The 3665-nt window shown below is 72.4% G+C and carries 1 protein-coding gene; it reads left to right on the forward strand.

Features of this window, described 5'->3' with window-relative positions; genetic code table 11:
• Positions 1–14 precede the first annotated feature (14 nt).
• On the forward strand, positions 15–3665 hold a 3651-nt coding region (locus JQX11_RS31870), incomplete at its 3' end, for a type I polyketide synthase (protein WP_307826478.1).

Raw genomic sequence — 3665 nt, forward strand, 5'->3', positions numbered from 1 at the left:
GGGTGTGGGTGCGGGTGGTTGATGTGGATTATGCGGCGCATTCGTCTGGGGTGGATGGGGTGGTGGGTCGGTTGGGTGTGGAGTTGGGGTCGGTGGTGCCGGTGTCGGGTGGGGTTCCGTTTTATTCGACGGTGGTGGGTGGGGTGGTTGATGGGGGTGAGTTGGGGGCGGGGTATTGGTGTCGTAATTTGCGGGAGGTGGTGGGTTTTGCGGGTGCGGTGGAGGGGTTGGTGGGTGAGGGGTTTCGGGTTTTTGTTGAGGTGAGTCCGCATCCGGTGTTGACGGGTGCGGTGGAGGAGGTGGTGGAGGCGGGGGGTGGTGGGGGTGTGGTGGTGGGGACGTTGCGTCGTGGTGAGGGTGGTTGGGGGCGGTTTTTGTTGTCGTTGGGTGAGGTGTTCGTGGGGGGTGTGGGGGTTGATTGGGGTGCGGCGTTGGTGGGTGGTGCTCGGGTGGTGTTGCCGACGTATCCCTTCCAACACGAACACTTCTGGCACACCGACACCACCGGCCCGCCGACCATCGGCACCGGCACCGGTCTGGACCGGATCGAGCACGACATCCTCCGGGCCCTGGTGAGCACCCCCGACCCGGGCCGCCTGGTGCTGCTCGGCGCGATGTCGCGCCGGACCCACCCCTGGCTGGCCGACCACAAGGTACGCGGAGACGTCCTCTTCCCCGGCACCGGTTTCCTCGACCTCGCGGCGACCGCCGGTGAACTCGCCGGATACCCCCGCATCGCCGAACTGACCCTGTCCACCCCACTGGTGCTCCCCCCGTCGGGAACCGTCGAGGTGCAGGTCGTCATTGAGCCCACCGACCAACCGGATCATCGCCCGGTGCGGATCAACGCCCGGACGGACGCCACCGGCTCACCCGCGTGGACCTGCCACGCCACCGGCACCCTGAGCCGCGAACCCCAGCGGCCACCGGACGACCACCCCGCCACCGAGGGCACCGAGATCCCCCTGACCGGCCTCTACGAGGAACTCGACGAGCGCGGATTCCAGTACGGGCCGGCGTTCCGGGGCCTGGACGCGGCCTGGTCGCACGACGGCTACGTGACCGTCGAGACGAGCACCGACCTGGCCACCGGCGGGCACACCGTCCACCCGGCGCTGCTCGACGCCGTGCTGCACGCCGCGACGCTGCTCGACGGCGGGACCGCGGACGGCCTGCCGTTCGTCTGGACCGGCGTCAGCGTGCACGCACCAGCCGGATCGGCGCTGCGCGCCCGACTACGCCGCGTCACACCCGACGCCGTGGCGATCGACGCCGTCGACCAGACCGGCGCACCCGTGCTGACCGTCGACGCGTTGACCCTGCGCGCCCCGGCCGGCGACGGTGTGCCCGGCGGGGCCCTGTTCACCGTCGCGTGGCAGCGGTTCGACCCGCCGACCGCCACCGGCACCGGCGACGTCGTCGACGTCACCGGCCAGGACGCCGCAGCCGTACTGGACATCCTGCAGCGGCGGCTGACCGGCCCATCCGAACCACTGGTGCTCACCACCCGACAGGCGTGCGCCGTCACGGCGGACGACGAACCACCCGGCCTCGACAGCGCCGCCGTGTGGGGCCTCGTCCGGTCGGCGCAGGCCGAACACCCGGGCCGTTTCGTGCTGGTCGACTCCGACGGCGGCGCCGTGGCGCCGGACGTCGCCGGCTGGGACGAACCACAACTCGCCTTCCGCGACGGCGTCGCCCACGTGCCACGGCTCGTCCCCGCGCACCCCGGCGACACCCCGCTCACCGTCGACCCGCAGTCCACCGTCGTCGTCACCGGCGGCACGGGCACCCTGGGCGCACTGATCGCCCGCCGGCTGAAGGCCGACCACGGGGTACGCCGCCTGCTGCTGCTCAGCCGCAGCGGACCGGCCGCCCCCGGGGCAGCCGACCTGGCAGCGGAGTTGGACGCCGACATCGTGGCCGTCGACGTGGCGGACCGGGCCGCACTGGGCGAGGCGCTGCGCGGCGTACGCGTGGGTGGCATCGTGCACGCGGCGGGCATCCTCGACGACGCCCCCCTCACGTCACTCACCCCGGACCGACTGGCCCGCGTGATGGCCGCCAAGGTCACCTCGGCCGTCCTGCTCGACGAACTGACCCGCGACCAGGACCTGGCGTTCTTCGTGCTGTTCTCTTCCGTCGTCGGCGTCCTGGGCAACGCGGGGCAGGCCGCGTACGCCGCCGCCAACGCCGCACTCGGCAGCCTCGCCCGGCGTCGGCACGCCCACGGCGCGCCGGCACAGTCGATCGCCTGGGGCCTGTGGGAGGTGAACACCGGCCTGACCGAGGCGATGACCGACGCCGACCGGGCCCGACTGGCCCGCGCCGGCGTACACCCCCTCTCCGTCGGCGACGGCCTGCGGCTGTTCGACGCGGCCCTGCGGACCCCCGTGCCCGAACTCGTCGCGGCCCGGCTCACCCGCACACCGGGAGACGAGACCTCCCCGCTGCTGCGCGGCCGCACCACCACACCCGCCTCCCCACCGCACCGGCTCGACGGCCGGCTCGCCCGCAGACCGGCCGAGGAGCAACAACGACTGGCGCTCGACCTGGTCCGCACGCACGCCGCCACCGTCCTCGGCCACGACAGCCCCGACCTGATCCGGCCCGACCGGGCGTTCAAGGAGATCGGCTTCGACTCGCTGCTCGCGGTCGAGTTCCGTAACCGGCTCGGCAGGGCCACCGGCCTGCGGCTGCCCGCCACCCTGGTCTTCGACCACCCCGATCCGGGCACCCTCGCGGAGTACCTGCGCCAGCAGCTGACCGGCGGGCGGCACACCCCCTCCGCACCCGGCCGCCAGGCCGTCACCGGTAACCGGGCCACCGCCGACGACCCGGTGGTGATCGTGGGGATGGCCTGCCGCTACCCCGGTGGCATCCGGTCGGCCGACGACCTGTGGCGGTTCGTCGTCGAGGAACGCGACGCGATCACCGGTTTCCCGACCGACCGCGGCTGGCCCGACGACCTGTACGACCCGGAGCCGGGCAGCTCCGGACACACCTACGCCAGGGGCGGCGGCTTCCTGCACGACGCGGCCGACTTCGACGCCGACTTCTTCGGCATCTCCCACCGCGAGGCCCTCGCGATGGACCCGCAACAACGGCACCTGCTGGAGGTCTCCTGGGAGGCCCTGGAACACGCCGGCATCGACCCGGCCACCCTGCGCGGCAGTGACACCGCGGTGTTCACCGGCCTGATGTATCACGACTACGGCATCCGCGTGGACGTGCCGCCCGACGCCGTGGCCGGCTACCTCAGCTCGGGCACCACCGGCGGCGTCGCCTCCGGCCGGGTCTCCTACGTCATGGGTCTGGAAGGCCCGGCGGTCACCGTGGACACCGCGTGTTCGTCGTCGCTGGTGGCACTGCACCTGGCCGGGCAGGCGCTGCAGGCCGGGGAGTGCTCGCTGGCCCTGGCCGGCGGCGCCACCATCATGTCCACCCCCGGTCTCTACGTGGACTTCGGTCACCAACGTGCGTTGTCACCCGACGGGCGGTGCCGGCCCTATTCGGACGCGGCGGACGGCACGGGCTTCTCCGAGGGTGTGGGTGTGGTGGTGGTGGAGCGGTTGTCGGATGCGCGTCGTCGGGGTCATCGGGTGTTGGCGGTGGTGCGGGGGAGTGCGGTTAATCAGGATGGTGCGTCGAATGGGTTGACGGCG

Origin of the sequence: Micromonospora humida (assembly GCF_016901255.1) — a bacterium.
GTDB lineage: Bacteria > Actinomycetota > Actinomycetes > Mycobacteriales > Micromonosporaceae > Micromonospora > Micromonospora wenchangensis.